Genomic DNA, 15,716 nt, shown 5'->3' with positions numbered 1-15,716 from the left:
CCGAACATGGCGGCGTCTCGCTGACGGGACGGCGTCCGATCAAGACGCCGGTGTGTTGCAGCCGGCCCACGACGGACGGGAGGCGCGGTGCCAGCTGGCACCGCGCCTCCCGTCCGTCCGTCGGTCGCCGCTACTGCTGCGGGTCGGCGGGCTCGCCGCCGGAGTCCGTGTCGCTGTCCTGCTGCGGGTCCTCCGTCGCGTCGCCCGTGGGCGACCCGTCCGGCAGGTCCTCGGTGTACTGCTCCTGATCCTTGGTGGGGTCGCTGGACCCGTTCGCTGCGTCACTCATGGCCCGGACGGTACGCGCGAGCGCCTGAGCACAGCACACAGCAGTGACTGGTCGAGGTGGTTACCGCGCAGCAGTGGCCTGCGGAACGACCGCCAGGATCTCCTCGGCGACCTCCCGCCCGATGCGCACGGCACCGTCGACGTGCTGATAGCCCTGCCCGGCCAGGTCGCTCGACGCGAACCGGATCGGACCGACCGCGGCACGCTGGTCGGCGCCGTAGCGGACGAGCCCGCCCAGGTCGAAGCTCGCGGCGTAGGCGCCGCGCGTCCACTCCTCGGTGCCCCAGTCGCTCTCGTAGTAGACGACCGGCGACAGGGCCTCGTCACCGTAGTAGTGCGCCAGCGAGGCGAGCACACGGGCCCGCCGTTCCTCGGTCGACAGCGCGAACAGGTCGTCGGCGTGCTGGTCGGAGACGAACCCGACCAGGGTCCCCTGCTCGGAACCGTGCGAGGTGTTGTCGTACGCCTCGTGCACGACCTCGTACGGGCTGAACGCGGTGCCGGACAGGCCCGCCGCACGCCAGAAGGGACGGTCGTAGACGGCGTGCACCTTGATCACGAAGCCCATCGACAGGTGCTGGTGCAGCTGGTGCTGGCGTCGGGGCAGCGGCGGCTCGTACGAGATCCGCGAGTACAGGGGCGGCGGCACCGCGACGAGGGCCTGTCGGGCGTGCACCTCGATCCCGCCGTCGGCGAGCGCGACGACCCCGTCGTCGCCCCAGCGCAGCGTCCGGACCGGGGCGTTCAGGTGCACGTCGTCGCCGAGGCGCTCGGCGAGCCGCTCGGACACCTGCTGCATGCCGCCGACGACCCGCTTGTCGAGGATGAAGTCGGCGTCGACCAGGTTGGTGAAGCTCCCGGCGGACGCCGCCATCAGCAGCGCCTGCAGTGCCGAGAACGCGTGCGCGGGCTTCGTGAGCATCGCGCCGGCGATGAACAGCTCGACGTTGTCGGTCGCGACCCGGTCCGGGCTGAGGTCGTGCAGCCAGGCGCGGAACGAGACCTCGTCGAGGGCGGCCGCGTCCGGGGTCTCCCAGGGGCGCGCCGGGTCGACCTGCGCGACGTACTCGTCGACGACGGCGACGAGGCGTTCGATCTCGTTCGCCGTGGCCTCGGGCAGGGGGAAGATGTCGCCGGTGTACTCGGTCCGGGTGCCGTCGGCGTCGATGTAGACGCTGGAGCCCTCGCGGTACCGGTCGTACGTCTGCAGCCCGAGCTCGTCGAGGGTCTCGAGCAGTGCGGTCTGATCGGGCGAGACCCACTGCCCGCCGATCTCCAGGGTCACCCCGTCGATGTCGTTCGTCCAGGTGCGGCCCCCCACGCGGTCGCGGGCCTCGAGCACGGCGACCCGCAGGCCGGCGGCCCGCAGGCGGTTCGCGGCGGTGAGACCGGCGACACCGGCTCCGATGACGACGACGTCCTTCTCGATCATCGAGCTGCTCCTTGTGCGGTCGTGGTGCTGTCGGTGTGCCGGAACGGGTCCGGGGTCAGCGTGTACATGGTCTCGAGGTACTCGGCGATGCCCTCGCCGCCGCCCTCGCGACCGAGGCCGGACTGCTTCACGCCGCCGAACGGTGCCGAGGCGTTCGACACGACCCCGGTGTTCAGCCCCAGCATGCCGGTCTCGAGCCGCTCCATCAGGCGCTGCCCGCGTGCCGGGTCCTCGGTGAACGCGTAGCCGACCAGACCGTACTCGGTGTCGTTCGCGGCGGCCACGGCCTCGTCCTCCGTGCGGAACGTGCGGATCGCGAGCACCGGCCCGAAGATCTCGTCGTCGAGGATCGCGCTGCCCGGCTGCACGTCGGTCAGGACGGTCGGCGCGTAGAAGGTGCCGGGCCCGTCGAACGGGTGCCCGCCGGTCCGGAGGGTCGCCCCGCGCTCGACCGCATCGGTGACCAGGCGGTGGGCCTTGTCCACGGCGCGGGCGTCGATGAGCGGCCCGATCGCGACGCCGTCCTCGGTCCCCCGGCCGACTCGCATCGCGGCGACCCGTTCGGTGACCCGGCGGGTGAACTCGTCGGCGACGTCCTCGTGCACCAGGAACCGGTTCGCGGCGGTGCAGGCCTGGCCCGTGTTCCGGAACTTCGCGGCGAGTGCGCCCTCCACCGCGAGGTCGAGGTCGGCGTCGGCGAACACCAGGAACGGGGCGTTGCCCCCGAGCTCCATGCTCGTCCGCAGCACGTTCTGCGCCGCCTGGCCGAGCAGCATGCGTCCGACCGGCGTGGAACCCGTGAAGGACAGCTTGCGCAGGCGGCGGTCGGCGATCACGGGCGCGGAGACGTCGGCGGCCCGGGTGGTCGGGACGACGTTGACGACGCCGGCGGGCACACCGGCCTCGACGAGCAGGTCGGCGAACAGCAGGGTGGTCAGCGGCGTCAGTTCGGCCGGCTTCACGACGACGGTGCAGCCTGCGGCGAGCGCCGGAGCGATCTTCCGGGTCGCCATCGCCAACGGGAAGTTCCACGGCGTGATCAGGAACGCGGGTCCGACGGGCTTGTGCGCGACGGTGGCACGGCCGGTCCCCTCGGGGTTGGTGCCGTACGAACCGCTGATCCGGACCGCTTCCTCGGAGAACCAGCGGAGGAACTCGCCGCCGTACGCGACCTCGCCGCGGGCCTCGGCCAGGGGCTTGCCCATCTCCAGCGTCATCAGGAGCGCGAACTCCTCGCGTCGCTCCTGCAGCAGGTCGAACGCGCGGCGCAGCACCTCGGCGCGCTGCCGCGGGGGCGTGGTCGCCCAGCCGTGCCGTGCGGCGACGGCGGCGGCGAGCGCCTTCCGGCCGTCCTCGGGCGAGGCGTCGGCGATGCGCAGCAGTGTTTCGCCGGTGGCAGGGTCGACGACGGCGAAGGTCGCGTCGTCGGCCGCCGGCTGCCAGACACCGTCGACCAGGAGGCCCGTGGGGACGCGGTCGAGCACCGCCTGTTCGGCGGCTGGTCCGGTGGCGTCGGGGACGCTGGGCCAGGCTGTCGCGGGGATCGTCGCGCTCACGACGCGGCCAGCCCGTCGAGGACGACGGCCAGGCCGTCGCGGAGCAGGTCGTCGTCGATCGACAGCGGCGGCAGGAAGCGGACGACGTTGCCGTACGTGCCGGCCGTGAGGGCGATGACGCCGTGCTCGAACGCGTACCGCACCACCCGTCCGGTGAGCCCGGGGTCGGGATCACCGGTGGCGGGGTCGACGAGCTCCATCGCGACCATCGCACCGCGGCCGCGGACGTCGCCGATGCGGGGGTCATCGGCCTGAGCGCTGCGCAGGCCGTCGAGCAGGACCGTGCCGATCGCCCCGGCGCGCTCGACGAGTCCGTCGTGCTCGAAGGCGTCGATGGCCGCGAGGGCTGCGGCGCAGGCGATCGGGTTCCCGCCGTAGGTGCCGCCGAGGCCGCCGACGTGGGCGGAGTCCATGATCGCCGCACGCCCGGTCACACCGGACAACGGGAGTCCGCCGGCCATCCCCTTCGCGGTCGTGACGACGTCGGGCACGATCCCCTCGTGCTCGCTGGCGAACATCGCGCCGGTGCGGGCGAACCCGGTCTGCACCTCGTCCGCGATGAACACGACGCCGTTGGCGGTGGCCCACTCGGACAGTGCGGTGAGGAACCCCGGTGCCGGGACGACGAAGCCGCCCTCGCCCTGGATCGGTTCGATCAGGACCGCGGCGGTGTTCTCGGCGCCGACCTGCTTCTCGATCTGGCTGATCGCACGCTTCGCCGCTTCGGGCCCCGACAGCCCGTCGTGGAACGGGTACGACATCGGGACGCGGTAGACCTCGGGTGCGAACGGCCCGAAGCCGTTCTTGTAGGGCTGGTTCTTCGCGGTCAGCGCCATCGTCAGGTTCGTGCGGCCGTGGTAGGCGTGGTCGAACACGACGACGGCCTGCCGACCGGTGTGCTTCCGGGCGATCTTGACGGCGTTCTCGACGGCCTCGGCCCCGGAGTTGAACAGCGCCGTCCGCTTCTCGTGGTCGCCGGGGGTCAGCCGGTTGAGCGCCTCGGCCACGGCGACGTACCCGTCGTAGGCGGCGATGGTGAAGCACGTGTGCGTGAAGGCGGCGACCTGCTCGGTGACGGCGGCGACCACGCCGGGGTGGGCGTTGCCGACCGACGTCACGGCGATCCCGGACCCGAGGTCGACGAACGAGTTGCCGTCGGCGTCGACCACCACGCCGCCACCGGCCGCGACGACCGCGATGGGCACGGCGACGCCGACCCCGGCCGCGACGGCGACGGCCTTCCGGGCGAGCAGCTCCTGCGATCGCGGACCCGGGACGGCGGTGACGAGCCGTCGTTCCTGGGGCAGCGAGGGGCCGCCGGTGGTCGCTCGGGTCGCGGACGCTGCGGTGGAGGACATGCCGCGATGGTAGGAGCCACCACCGCACACGCCTACTGTCCACGGCGTACATCGGCCCCCGGGCGGATCGACCCGGTGGATAGGGTGACGGCATGCCCGCAACGCTGCGCTCCCTGCTGCACCGGCGTGAACTCCACCTGCGCCCGCTCACCGACGCGGACGAGCTCGCCCTCGATGCCCCGCTGTCCTGGCTGCACAGCTCGGACCTCGAGGACCCGACGCCGTTCCTCGCCGAGGGTCAGGGGCTGCTCACGACCGGCACGCAGTTCGGTGCCGAGGCCGACGTCCGCGACGACGTCGCCGAGGCCTACGTCCGCCGGCTCGTGGACCGCGGTGTCGTGGCGCTCGGGTTCGGCACCGAGGTCGTCCGCGCCGGCACCCCCGACGTCCTGGTCACCGCCTGCACCCGGCACGGACTGCCGCTGTTCGAGGTGCCCTACGAGACGTCCTTCATCGCGGTCGCGCAGGCCAACGCCGAAGCGGTCGCGCGGGACGCCAACGCACGCGGTGCCTGGGCCCTCGCCGCGCAGCGGGCCATCTCGCTCGCCGCGATGCGACCGGACGGACTCGGCGCGACCATCGCCGAGCTGTCCCACCAGCTCGACGGGTGGGTCGGCCTGTTCGACGTCTCCGGGCGGCTCGACCGCGGACACCCCGCCGACGGGCTGCCCGCCGCCGACCTCGACCTCCTGCGGACCGAGGCGCTGCGGCTGCTGCGCTCCGGGCAGCGGGCGAGCCTGCCGGTCGCCACGGACCGAGGCGTCGGGTACACCCTGCAGACGCTCGGCAGCGGCGGGCACCTGAGCGGCGTGCTCGCGATCGCGAACGGCGGAGCACTCGACCGGGCCGGACGCGAGGTCGTCACGGCCGTGATCGCCCTGGCCGGCCTCGCCCTGCAGCAGAACCGCGAGCTCGCCCGTGCCCGGGGACTCCTGCGGACCGGACTCCTCACGATGCTGTCCGTCGGCGAACCCGAGGTGGTGCAGGCGACGTCTCGCGAGGTGTGGGGGCCGCTGCCCGCCGAACCCGTCCGGATCGCGGCCGTCGACGTCCCCGACCACGAACTCGACACCGTGGTGGACCTGCTCGAACTGTGGGTGCAGGACCGTCCGGGGCACCTGTTCTTCGCGGTCGACGACGCCGTGTTCCTCTGCGTGAACGCGGACGACACCGCGATCGTCGCCGAACTCGTCGACCGCTTCGACCTGCGCGCCGGCCTGTCCGACGGCGCGGCGTACCGGTCGTTCGGACGCGCCCGCACCGAGGCCGTGCAGGCACTCGACCGACGCCGTGAAGGACGCCCGGGCACCACCGAGTTCGGCGACCTCGCACGAGAGGGGGTGCTCGCCCACCTCGCCCACGTCGACGTGGACGCCGGTGCGGTCGCCCGCGCGTTCCTCGCCCCGCTGCTCGACCACGACCGCACCGCCGGCACCGAGCTCACGGGCACCGTCCGGACCTGGCTGCAGGAGAACTGCGAGTACGACCGCACCGCACGGGTCCTCGGCATCCACCGGCACACCGCCCGCGCCCGGGTGGAGCACGCCGGTCGGCTCCTCGACCGTGACCTCTCCGTCTTCTCGACCCGCGCCGACCTCTGGGCAGCCTTCGTGGTCGAGGGCGCGTGACGCCCGGATACGGTGGGATGATGCCGTCGACACCGGCCCGCCGGCGCCTGAGCCCGGCCGAACGCGGATCCCAGATCACGGCAGCCGCCGTCGACCTGGCGCGTGCCGAGGGCCTCGCGGCGGTGACGCTCCGCGGGGTCGCCGCCGTGATCGGGGTCGCGCCCTCGCTCGTCGCCCACTACCGCCCGAGCATGGAGGACCTGGTCGGCGAGACGTTCCGCACCGTCGCGGACGCCGAGGTCGCCGAGGTCCGCGCGTTCGTCGCCGCTGCGCCCGACCCCGTCGCCGGTCTCCGCACCCTGCTCGGTTGCATCGCCGATCCCGCCCGCGACGACGTCGCCACCCTGTGGGCCGACGCGTGGAGCATCGGCCGCACGAACGCGGCACTGGCGACCGCGGCACGGGACGTCATGGACGACTGGCAGCTCCTCGCCACCACGGTCGTCGTCGACGGGGTGCGCGCGGGGGTGCTGCACACTGACGACCCGGACGGCGTCGGACGCCTGCTCTTCGCGCTCGTCGACGCCACCAACGGGTACGCCCTGGTCGACTACCTCGACCGCCCGACCCGCGAGGCCCTGGTCCGCACGACGATCGCACGAGCGGTGGGCCTGGACGGGTCAGCCCTGTCGGGGTGACACCCGACGCAGCGCCACCCACTGCAGCAGCATGATCGTCTTGCCGTCGGCGATCCGACCGTCCGCCACCATCGCGAGCGCCTCGTCGAGCTGCACCTCGAGCACCTCGATGTCCTCACCCTCGTCCTCGATGCCGCCCCCGGCCTCGACCCGGTCGGTCGGCGTGTACGCGCCGAGGTAGAAGTGGACCCGCTCGGTGACCGAACCGGGGCTCATGAACACGTCGCCCAGGTGCTCGAGCGCGCCGAGCCGGATGCCGAGCTCCTCGGCGGCTTCACGCCGGACCGCGGTCTCGGGGTCGTCCTCGTCGAGCAGTCCCGCCGCGGCCTCGATCAACATGCCGTCCGGGTGTCCGTTCACGTACGCGGGCCACCGGAACTGCCGCGTGAGCAGGACGGTGCCCCGCTCGGCGTCGTACGGCAGCACCGTCGCGCCGTTCCCGCGGTCGTAGGTCTCGCGCTGCTGCCGGTCCCACCGACCGTCGCGCCGCCGGACGTCGAGGGTCGTGCGACGGAGCACGTGCCACCCGTTCGACACCACCTCGACGTCCCGCACGACGACGTCGGGGTTGCGGTCGAGGGCACGGCCCACGGCGTCGAGGCCCGTCCGACCACGGTCGTCGGGGACGTCCACTCCGGCGCGCTGGACGGTGGTGCGTTCGTCGGTCACCCGGTCACCGTAGCGGGGCACCTCGGCAGGACCCCGTCCGCTCGGTACGCTCGACGTGCCACACCAGGGAGCGGCAGAGGACGGTGCAGCATGACCAGGACGTTCATCCTCCGACGACCGGACCGACCGCAGGTGGTCACCGTGTCCTTCGTGCTGTGGTTGGTGTGGGTGGCAGCCTGCGTCGCCGCCACGGTGCTCCAGTTCTTCGCGACGGACCCGGCGGTCGGCCAGGCGCCGGTCCTCGCCGGGATCGTCGCCCTGGTGCTCTGGGCCCTGGTGACGTGGGCGGTGTTCCGGATGGCCGCGGGCTCCCGCGTCGCGCGCATCGTGCTCGTCGTCGTCGCGGCCTTCCGCGCGCTCCTGAGCATCACCGGCGGCGAACTCGCGGTCCTGACGATCGCACTGTCGGTCGTCGCCGCGGTCCTGCTCTTCCTGCCCAGCGCGCGCCCGTTCTTCGCCCCGCAGCAGGCCCGGAGAGCCGACCACGGGTTCGACGGAACCGGCGTGTCGGGGCCGAGCCGTGCCTCCAGGCCGGATGCCGACCACACGACGGACGCCGACCGGGCCTGAGGCCGGACGCGTCGACGGCCATCCCCGGCCCGCGCCCGAGAAACAGGAAAGGCCCCGGATTCCTCCGGGGCCTTTCCTGTTTTCGCCTGGTGCGCGAGGGGGGACTTGAACCCCCACGCCGTTTCCAGCACACGGACCTGAACCGTGCGCGTCTACCAATTCCGCCACTCGCGCCAGCCCCGAAACACTACCACGCACAGACGGGTGTCAACGCCAACCACTACCATGCAGTGGTTGACGACCGACGACACGGGAGACGCATGGGCCTGCTGGACAACTTCGAGCGAGGGTTGGAACGCGCCGTCAACGGCGCCTTCGCGAAGACCTTCCGCTCCGGGGTGCAGCCCGTCGAGATCTCGAGCGCCCTGCGGCGCGAGCTCGACACGAAGGCCGCGGTGGTCTCGCGCGAGCGCATCCTCGTGCCGAACGAGTTCACCGTGCGCCTGGCGCCGCCCGACTTCACGCGCATGAACGACGTCGGTCGCCCGCTCATCGACGAACTGACCCAGATGGTGCACCAACACGCCGTCGCGCAGAACTACTCGTTCTCCGGCCCGGTCACCATCCGGCTCCAACAGGACGGCACGCTCTCGACGGGCATCCTGCAGGTCGACTCCACCACCGTCCAGCGCGACGTGGCCTGGATCCCGGTGCTCGACATCGGCTCGCAGCGACACCGACTGCACCGCGGGCGCACGGTGATCGGGCGCGGCAGCGACGCGGACATCACCATCGCGGACACCGGGACGAGCCGGAAGCACGTCGAGGTGCTGTGGGACGGCAAGCACGCCCAGGCCACCGATCTCGGCTCCACGAACGGCTCGAAACTGAACGGTCAGCACTTCCAGCAGGCGATCGTTGAGCCGGACTCCACCATCGAGATCGGTCGTACCCGTATGGTGTTCCGGGTGATCCCGGAGAACGACGGAGGTGCTCGATGACCACAGGCCTGACCCTGCTCGTCCTGCGCTTCGCGTTCCTCGCGGTGCTCTGGCTGTTCGTCTTCGTGATCGTGTTCGCCCTGCGCAGCGATCTCTTCGGCCAGCGCGTCCGCACGATCCCGACCGATCCCAAGTCGGCGCCGTCCGGGCCCAGCACCCCCACCGTCCCCGCTGCGGCGGCCCCCGGGCCCGCCTCGAGCGGTGCCTTCACCGACGTGATCGGTCAACCGGGTGGTGGGCAGCGGCCCGCCTCGCCGGCCGCGGCCCGACTCGTCATCACCGAGGGTGCGCGCGAGGGCATGGAGATGCCGCTGGGTGGCGGCCCCATCACGATCGGGCGTTCGAGTGAGTCGAACGTCGTGATCCGTGACGACTACACCTCGACCAACCACGCCCGCCTCGACCTCCGCGCCGACGGCTGGCTCCTCACCGACCTCGAGTCCACGAACGGCACCTTCGTCAACGGTCAGAAGGTGAGCGCTCCCGTCCTCGTGGCAGAGGGCACGCCCATCACGATCGGGACGACGACGTTCGAGCTGCGGCGGTAACCCGGCATGACCGCTCGCACGCTGAGCGCCGCTGTGTCCCACGTGGGGCGCATCCGCGCGAACAACCAGGACTCCGGCTACGCCGGGGCGCACCTGTTCGCGGTGGCGGACGGCATGGGCGGCCACGCCGGCGGTGACGTCGCGTCGGCGATCGCGATCCGACGCATCCGCGAGGTCGACCGCGAGTTCCCGTCGGCGCACGACGCCGAGTTCGCGCTGCAGTCGGCGCTCATCGCGGCGAACCAGCTGATCACCGAGACCGTGTTCGAGCACCAGGAGCTCACCGGCATGGGCACCACGGTGTCCGCGATGATCCGCGTCGGCGAGCAGATCGCGATCGCGCACATCGGCGACTCCCGCATCTACCGTCACCGCGACGGCGAGCTGCAGCAGATCACGTCGGACCACACCTTCGTCCAGCGGCTCGTCGACAGCGGCCGGATCACCCCCGAGGAAGCCGCGGTCCACCCGCGTCGCTCCGTGCTGATGCGCGTGCTCGGCGACGTCGACGCTGCTCCAGAGGTCGACACGGCGATCATGGACATCCAGCCGGGCGACCGCTGGCTGCTCTGCTCCGACGGCCTGTCCTCGTACCTGGCCGAAGAACGCATCCGCCACGCCCTGGCCTCGAACATGGACGCCAACCAGGTCACGCAGCGCCTGGTGAAGGAGACGCTCGACCACGGCGCCCCGGACAACGTCACCGTCGTGGTGATGGACGTCACGGACACCGAACCCGAGGACGACGACGACGCGGCCACCACGGTCGGTTCCGCCGCGGCACCGCTCACCTTCGAGGCGTCGACCGGCCGCAAGCCGATCCGCCTCCCCACGATCCTGCTGCACCCGCTCAAGGTCACCACCGCCCCCGAGGACTCGCACTTCGAACCCGAGTCCGACCAGTTCTTCGCCGAGCTCATCGCCGAGGACCGCCGACGCCGCATCCGCCGTCGGGTGTCCTGGACCGTCGCGCTCGTGGTCGCCGTCGCCGTGCTCGTCGGCGCGGTGTTCGTCGGCTGGCGGATCACGCAGGACCACTACTACGTCGGCACCGACCGGGGCACCGTCGCGATCTACAAGGGCGTGCAGCAGTCGATCGGGCCGTTGGCGCTGTCGGACGTGTACGAGGACAGCGACATCACGGTCTCGTCGCTGCCGGACTACACCCGCGAGAACGTCCGCTCGACGATCAACGCGCAGTCACTCTCCGACGCCAGGGACATCGTCGAGCGCCTGCGCAAGGCCGCCGCGACCGGTGAGGACCAGGCCGGCACCGGTGGGGACGGCGACGCCAGCTCGTCCCCGTCGCCCTCGCCGACCCGTTCGCCGTCGCCGAGCCCCACGCGGAGCCCGCGATGAGCAACGCCACGGCCGCCCAGTCCTTCACCCAGGCGATCACGATCAAGCTCCGGGAGCCCGCACGCGCGCGGAACCTCGAGCTCTTCCTGCTCGTCATCGCGTGCGGCATCTGCGCGGGTGCGATGGTGCTCGTGCAGCTCGGCACCAAGGGCCGGCTGTTCGACCAGTCGGTGCTCTGGGTCGGCGGCGGCATCCTCGGCCTCGCGCTCGTCATGCACGTGGTGCTGCGCGTCGTGGCGAAGAACGCCGACCCGTTCATCCTGCCGATCGCGCTCGTCCTGAACGGCATCGGCATCGCCGAGATCTACCGCATCGACGTCCACAACGGCCTGTCCGGCTGGGACGCCATCGGCGTGAAGCAGATCGTCTGGACGATGCTCGCGATGGTCCTGGCGATCATCACGCTCGTCGCCGTCCGGAACCACCGGTTCCTGCAGCGGTACCGCTACATCTTCATGGCGCTGACGATCGTCCTGCTGCTCCTGCCGATGCTGCCGGGGATCGGCACGAACATCGGTGGCGCGCGGGTCTGGATCAAGATCGGCCCGTTCTCGTTCCAGCCCGGTGAGCTCGCGAAGATCACCATGGCGCTGTTCTTCGCCGGGTACCTCGTCACCGCCCGCGACTCGCTGTCGATCGTCGGCAAGAAGTTCCTCGGCATGACGTTCCCGCGTGCCCGTGACCTCGGCCCGATCCTGGTCATGTGGGGCGCCGCGATGGCCGTCCTGGTGTTCCAGCGCGACCTCGGCACCGCCCTGCTCTACTTCGGCCTGTTCCTCGTGATGATCTACGTGGCCACGGCACGGATCAGCTGGGTCGCGATCGGTCTCACGCTGTTCATCGGTGGCGCCCTCGTCGCGCAGAGCGTCCTGGAGTACGTCCGCGGTCGCTTCGAACAGTGGCTCGACCCGTTCAACCAAGAGGTCTTCAGCCGCGACACCCAGGCGAGCTACCAGCTCGTGCAGGGCCTGTTCGGCTTCGCGAACGGCGGGATCACCGGCACCGGGCTCGGGCAGGGCCGGCCGTACATCACGCCGGTCGCCAACGCCGACTACATCGTCGCGTCGCTCGGTGAAGAGCTCGGCCTGATCGGCGTCTTCGCGATCCTCGCCCTCTTCATCGTGTTCGCCTCGCGTGGCATCCGCGTCGGGTTCATGGCGCAGGACGACTTCGGCAAGCTGCTCGGGGTCGGCTTCGGCTTCATCATCGCCCTGCAGGTGTTCGTCGTCGTCGGTGGCATCACCCGGATCATCCCGGTGACCGGTCTGACCACGCCGTTCATGGCCGCCGGTGGTTCCTCGCTCATCGCCAACTGGATCATCGCCGCGATGTTGCTGCGACTCACCGATTCCATCCCAGCCGAACAGCGTGTCCAGCAGGGCGCGATCCCCGCTGCGAACGGGCGATCTGCGCGCGCGACCAGGAAGGAGCGTCGTCGATGAACCGGCAGCTCCGCGGTGTCTCGACCGTCATCGTGCTCATGTTCGTCGCACTCTTCGTGTCGACGACGTCGATCCAGTTCTTCGCGGCCGACTCGTTGCGCGCCGACTCCCGGAACTCCCGAACCATCTTGGACAGTTACTCCACGAAGCGTGGCGCGATCCTCGTGGACGGCAGCCCGATCGCCGAGTCGACCCCGGTGGACGACCAGTACCAGTACCAGCGGAAGTACACGAACGGCGACCTGTACTCCGCGGTCACCGGGTACTTCACGATCGGGCAGGGCAACACCGGCATCGAGAGCGCCGAGAACACCGTGCTCTCGGGCAACTCGGACGCCTCGTTCTTCCAGAACCTCAACTCGATCCTCACCGGCCAGGACGTCCAGGGCGACAACGTCAACCTGACCATCGACCCGGACGTGCAGCAGGCCGCGTACGACGCGCTCGGCACCAACAGCGGCGCCGTCGTCGCGATCCAGCCGAAGACCGGCAAGATCCTCGCGATGGTGTCGAAGCCGAGCTACGACCCGAACTCGCTCACCTCGCACGACACGGCCGAGGTCAAGCGGCAGTACGACGCGCTGCTCGGGGCCGACACCGCCCCGCTGCAGAACCGTGCCATCGGCGGCGACCTGTACACCCCCGGATCGGTGTTCAAGCTCGTGGTGGCCTCGGCGGCACTCGAGGGTGGCAAGTACAACCTCGACTCCACGTTCCCGAACCCGTCGCGACTGCAGCTGCCCGGCACGAGCTCGTACATCAACAACGCCGAGGGCGGCACCTGCGGTGGCGGCGACAAGGTCAAGCTCCGCACGGCCATCCAGTACTCGTGCAACATCCCGTTCGCCGAACTCGGCCAGAAGCTCGGGTACGACGCGATCAAGAGCATGGCCGACAAGTACGGCTTCGGCGACGCGATCGAGATCCCGATGGCGGCGACCGCCAGCCAGTACCCCGACGTCGACTCGACGGCCCAGCTCATGCTGAGCGCCTTCGGCCAGGCGAGCGTCCGGGTCTCCCCGCTGCAGATGGCGATGGTGTCGGCCGGGATCGCGAACGGCGGCAAGGTCATGCAGCCCTCGCTCGTCGACTCGATCACCACGAGCGACCTGAAGACGGTCGAGTCCTTCTCCCCGAAGCAGTACAGTGATCCGCTGTCGTCCTCCGAGTCCGCTGACCTCACCGAGGCCATGCAGAGCGTCGTGAGCGCGGGGACCGGTACCAATGCCAAGATCGACGGTGTCGACGTCGCCGGCAAGACCGGCACGGCCGAAGGTGGCACCGGCGATCCCTACACGCTCTGGTTCACGGGGTTCGCCCCCGCCAAGGACCCGGAGGTCGCCGTCGCGGTCGTCGTCGGCAACGGCGGCGGGCTCGGGCAGTCCGGAGTCGGCAACACGGTCGCGGCCCCGGTCGCGAAGAAAGTCATGGAGGCGGTGCTGAACAAATGAGACCCACCAGCGGACTCACCTTCGGTGGGCGGTACCAGCTCTCCTCCCGGGTCGCCATCGGCGGCATGGGCGAGGTGTGGCAGGCGACCGACCTCGTCATCGGCCGAACCGTCGCACTCAAGATCCTCAAGGACGAGTACCTCGGTGACCCCGGCTTCCTCGAGCGCTTCCGCGCCGAGGCCCGGCACGCCGCCCTCGTCAACCACGAGGGCATCGCCAACGTCTTCGACTACGGCGAGGAGGACGGCAGCGCCTACCTCGTGATGGAGCTCGTCCCCGGCGAAGCCCTGTCGACCATGATCGAGCGCGAGCACACGCTCCCGGTCGACAAGGTGCTCGACATCGTCGCGCAGACCGCGAACGCCCTGCAGGCCGCACACGCGGTCGGCCTGGTGCACCGCGACATCAAGCCCGGCAACCTGCTCATCACGCCCGACGGCCGCGTCAAGATCACCGACTTCGGCATCGCCCGCATCGCCGACCAGGTCCCGCTCACCGCGACCGGTCAGGTGATGGGCACGGTGCAGTACCTGTCGCCCGAGCAGGCGAGCGGCCACCCCGCCTCGCCGTCGACCGACATCTACTCGCTCGGCATCGTCGCGTACGAGGCCCTGGCGGGTCGTCGTCCGTTCACCGGTGAGTCGCAGGTCGCGATCGCGATGGCGCACATCAACGAGCAGCCGCCGCCGCTGCCCGGGGACATCCCCGAGCCGGTCTCGGCCCTGGTCATCTCGTGCATCGCGAAGAAGCCGGCCGACCGTCCCGCGACGGCCGCGAACCTCGCACGCGCCGCACAGGCGCTCCGTCGTGGTGACGTCGCCGCAGCCACCGTGGCCGTCCCCGCGATCGCGCAGAACGGCACCGTCGCGTTCAACCCGCCCCAGGGCCAGGGGAACGACGCCGCGACCGCACTCCTCGGTACCCAGGCCGGAGCGATGGCCGGCGGACCGGGCACCCCCCGCTCGCCCGTCTCCGACGAGCCCGAGGAACCGAAGAAGAAGCGCGCCTGGATCTGGTGGGTCGTCGGCATCATCGTCGTGCTCGCCCTCGCCGCCGGCGCCGCGTACGCCCTGAACGCGAACAACGCCCCGGAACCCGAGCCCACGAAGTCCTCGAGCACGCCGAAGGCGACCCGCACGCCCACACAGACCCCGTCCCCCGAACCGACCGAGACCCGCGTCACGGTCTCGGCGGCCGACTACCAGGGGCAGAACGCCGAGCAGGTCGCGAACCAGCTCCGCGCCCGGGGCCTGCAGGCCGAGGTCGTCGCCGGGTCGAACGCCACGTCGTCCGACCAGGTCGGGACCGTCGAGTCGCTCAGCCCCGAGGGCAGCCTGGCCCCCGGCACCCTCGTCACCGTCAAGGCGTTCGGCGACGTGCTGACCGCAGCGGCACCCGAGCGTGCCACCGGCGGGACCGTCAGCGAGTCCGGTCGTGTGACCTTCAGCTGGCCCGCGTACACGAGCTGCCCCGCCGGGTACTCGGACGTCAGCTACACGTACACGATCGACAACGGCACCGTCCCCTCGAACGGCAGCAGCTCCGGCTCCACCTCCGGTACTGCGGTGACCGTCGCCGGCGCCCAGTACGGCAAGGTGACCCTGTCGTACAAGGTGACCTGCAAGTCGCCGCAGTCCGATTCCTCGGTGGTCTCCGCGTCCTCGCCGGGCGCGCAGGTCGAGTGGACCGAGCCCACGGACCAGGAGACGACCAACCCGGACGACGGGATCAACCCGACCGAGACCCCGCAAGACGACCTGTGAACGACCCCCGGACGGGGACTGTCGACACCGTTCGGTAACGGTTCGGTCGACCCCTCCCTGACCAGCGTCTCAC

General features: G+C 71.0%; 14 protein-coding genes and 1 tRNA gene. 9 read left to right on the top strand and 6 right to left on the bottom strand.

From position 1 onward, the window contains the following. Positions 1-130: 130 nt before the first annotated feature. The 4 genes from DEI96_RS00155 to gabT all read right to left on the bottom strand — a co-directional run bounded on the left by DEI96_RS00155 (position 131) and on the right by gabT (position 4,634). Positions 131-289, bottom strand: a complete 159-nt coding sequence (locus DEI96_RS00155; RefSeq protein ID WP_155896911.1) for a hypothetical protein — start codon at positions 287-289, stop codon at positions 131-133. A 60-nt stretch (positions 290-349) separates the two neighbouring features. Continuing rightward, on the bottom strand, positions 350-1,720 hold the full coding sequence (locus DEI96_RS00150; protein WP_111022486.1) for a flavin monoamine oxidase family protein: 1,371 nt from the start codon (positions 1,718-1,720) through the stop codon (positions 350-352). After that, positions 1,717-3,204, bottom strand: a complete 1,488-nt coding sequence (locus DEI96_RS00145) for an NAD-dependent succinate-semialdehyde dehydrogenase (protein WP_111022560.1) — start codon at positions 3,202-3,204, stop codon at positions 1,717-1,719. The genes DEI96_RS00150 and DEI96_RS00145 overlap by 4 nt, the downstream gene beginning before the upstream one ends. 68 nt (positions 3,205-3,272) lie before the next feature. Then, the gene (gene gabT / locus DEI96_RS00140) at positions 3,273-4,634 is read right to left on the bottom strand and encodes a 4-aminobutyrate--2-oxoglutarate transaminase (RefSeq protein WP_111022487.1); all 1,362 of its coding nucleotides are present in this window, start codon (positions 4,632-4,634) and stop codon (positions 3,273-3,275) included. Positions 4,635-4,726: 92 nt separating this feature from the next. On the opposite strand from gabT, the gene DEI96_RS00135 reads away from it, so the two are divergent. Both DEI96_RS00135 and DEI96_RS00130 read left to right on the top strand, forming a co-directional pair. Further along, entirely contained in the window at positions 4,727-6,262 is a 1,536-nt protein-coding gene (locus DEI96_RS00135) for a PucR family transcriptional regulator (RefSeq protein WP_111022488.1), read from the top strand. Between the two features lie 20 nt (positions 6,263-6,282). Next, a complete protein-coding gene (locus DEI96_RS00130; protein ID WP_181440450.1) occupies positions 6,283-6,900 on the top strand; it encodes a TetR/AcrR family transcriptional regulator in 618 nt (205 codons plus the stop codon). Here DEI96_RS00130 and DEI96_RS00125 read toward each other — a convergent pair. Then, on the bottom strand, positions 6,883-7,569 hold the full coding sequence (locus tag DEI96_RS00125) for an NUDIX domain-containing protein (protein WP_111022561.1): 687 nt from the start codon (positions 7,567-7,569) through the stop codon (positions 6,883-6,885). The two genes, DEI96_RS00130 and DEI96_RS00125, sit on opposite strands and share 18 nt — an antisense overlap. Positions 7,570-7,659: 90 nt before the next feature. On the opposite strand from DEI96_RS00125, the gene DEI96_RS00120 reads away from it, so the two are divergent. Next, on the top strand, positions 7,660-8,139 hold the full coding sequence (locus DEI96_RS00120) for a hypothetical protein (RefSeq protein WP_111022490.1): 480 nt from the start codon (positions 7,660-7,662) through the stop codon (positions 8,137-8,139). 87 nt (positions 8,140-8,226) lie between these two features. Here the strand turns inward: DEI96_RS00120 and DEI96_RS00115 are convergent. Next, positions 8,227-8,313 (bottom strand) — tRNA-Leu (locus DEI96_RS00115). Between the two features lie 86 nt (positions 8,314-8,399). Here DEI96_RS00115 and DEI96_RS00110 point away from each other — a divergent pair. The 6 genes from DEI96_RS00110 to DEI96_RS00085 are packed head-to-tail and all read left to right on the top strand — an operon-like array spanning position 8,400 to position 15,643. Next, positions 8,400-9,080, top strand: coding sequence for an FHA domain-containing protein (locus tag DEI96_RS00110; protein WP_110863674.1), 681 nt, complete (start codon positions 8,400-8,402; stop codon positions 9,078-9,080). Next, entirely contained in the window at positions 9,077-9,628 is a 552-nt protein-coding gene (locus DEI96_RS00105; RefSeq protein ID WP_111022491.1) for an FHA domain-containing protein FhaB/FipA, read from the top strand. The genes DEI96_RS00110 and DEI96_RS00105 overlap by 4 nt, the downstream gene beginning before the upstream one ends. 6 nt (positions 9,629-9,634) lie before the next feature. After that, a complete protein-coding gene (locus DEI96_RS00100; protein ID WP_071404143.1) occupies positions 9,635-10,987 on the top strand; it encodes a Stp1/IreP family PP2C-type Ser/Thr phosphatase in 1,353 nt (450 codons plus the stop codon). Further along, positions 10,984-12,429, top strand: coding sequence for an FtsW/RodA/SpoVE family cell cycle protein (locus tag DEI96_RS00095; RefSeq protein ID WP_071248670.1), 1,446 nt, complete (start codon positions 10,984-10,986; stop codon positions 12,427-12,429). The genes DEI96_RS00100 and DEI96_RS00095 overlap by 4 nt, the downstream gene beginning before the upstream one ends. After that, on the top strand, positions 12,426-13,880 hold the full coding sequence (locus DEI96_RS00090; RefSeq protein WP_110863675.1) for a peptidoglycan D,D-transpeptidase FtsI family protein: 1,455 nt from the start codon (positions 12,426-12,428) through the stop codon (positions 13,878-13,880). The genes DEI96_RS00095 and DEI96_RS00090 overlap by 4 nt, the downstream gene beginning before the upstream one ends. Continuing rightward, positions 13,877-15,643 (top strand): serine/threonine-protein kinase, encoded by a 1,767-nt coding sequence (locus DEI96_RS00085; RefSeq protein WP_111022492.1) that lies wholly within the window; start codon positions 13,877-13,879, stop codon positions 15,641-15,643. Before DEI96_RS00090 ends, DEI96_RS00085 begins: the two co-directional genes overlap by 4 nt. Positions 15,644-15,716 lie beyond the last annotated feature (73 nt).

Source organism: Curtobacterium sp. MCLR17_031 (assembly GCF_003234775.2).
Taxonomy (GTDB): Bacteria; Actinomycetota; Actinomycetes; order Actinomycetales; family Microbacteriaceae; genus Curtobacterium; species Curtobacterium flaccumfaciens.
Note: the sequence above shows the minus strand (reverse complement) of the source record. Positions and strands in the feature narration are given on the sequence as shown.

Excerpts from the sequence above, each read along its gene's own strand:
- DEI96_RS00155 (WP_155896911.1), bottom strand. The coding sequence starts at position 289 with ATGAGTGACGCAGCGAACGGGTCCAGCGACCCCACCAAGGATCAGGAG.
- DEI96_RS00150 (WP_111022486.1), bottom strand. The coding sequence starts at position 1,720 with ATGATCGAGAAGGACGTCGTCGTCATCGGAGCCGGTGTCGCCGGTCTC.
- gabT (WP_111022487.1), bottom strand. The coding sequence starts at position 4,634 with ATGTCCTCCACCGCAGCGTCCGCGACCCGAGCGACCACCGGCGGCCCC.
- DEI96_RS00135 (WP_111022488.1), top strand. The coding sequence starts at position 4,727 with ATGCCCGCAACGCTGCGCTCCCTGCTGCACCGGCGTGAACTCCACCTG.
- DEI96_RS00130 (WP_181440450.1), top strand. The coding sequence starts at position 6,283 with ATGCCGTCGACACCGGCCCGCCGGCGCCTGAGCCCGGCCGAACGCGGA.
- DEI96_RS00120 (WP_111022490.1), top strand. The coding sequence starts at position 7,660 with ATGACCAGGACGTTCATCCTCCGACGACCGGACCGACCGCAGGTGGTC.
- DEI96_RS00110 (WP_110863674.1), top strand. The coding sequence starts at position 8,400 with ATGGGCCTGCTGGACAACTTCGAGCGAGGGTTGGAACGCGCCGTCAAC.
- DEI96_RS00105 (WP_111022491.1), top strand. The coding sequence starts at position 9,077 with ATGACCACAGGCCTGACCCTGCTCGTCCTGCGCTTCGCGTTCCTCGCG.
- DEI96_RS00100 (WP_071404143.1), top strand. The coding sequence starts at position 9,635 with ATGACCGCTCGCACGCTGAGCGCCGCTGTGTCCCACGTGGGGCGCATC.
- DEI96_RS00095 (WP_071248670.1), top strand. The coding sequence starts at position 10,984 with ATGAGCAACGCCACGGCCGCCCAGTCCTTCACCCAGGCGATCACGATC.
- DEI96_RS00090 (WP_110863675.1), top strand. The coding sequence starts at position 12,426 with ATGAACCGGCAGCTCCGCGGTGTCTCGACCGTCATCGTGCTCATGTTC.
- DEI96_RS00085 (WP_111022492.1), top strand. The coding sequence starts at position 13,877 with ATGAGACCCACCAGCGGACTCACCTTCGGTGGGCGGTACCAGCTCTCC.